General features: G+C 70.7%; 1 pseudogene. It reads right to left on the reverse strand.

Annotated elements, in window-relative coordinates:
* Positions 1-232, reverse strand: a pseudogene (locus FJ658_RS15325) (proline--tRNA ligase); the annotation flags it as partial.

Genomic DNA, 232 nt, shown 5'->3' on the forward strand with positions numbered 1-232 from the left:
GAGCTTGCCGTTCTCGTCGAGCACCTTGAGCCCGAGGGCCTCGGCGTACTTGCGCCCGAGCTGGAACACGTGCCCGATCTCCATGCCGCGCGCGAGCTCGACAGGCCCGGAGCCGTCGGGCGCAGGGTCGCCCGCGCGCACCTCGGCGATCTCGACCGTTCCGTCGAGCGTGAAGTCGCGACCCGCGACCAGCCCGAACACGTGCTTTCCGTCGACGTTGGCCCCGGTGATC

Source organism: Schumannella sp. 10F1B-5-1 (assembly GCF_006517535.1).
Classification (GTDB): domain Bacteria; phylum Actinomycetota; class Actinomycetes; order Actinomycetales; family Microbacteriaceae; genus Schumannella.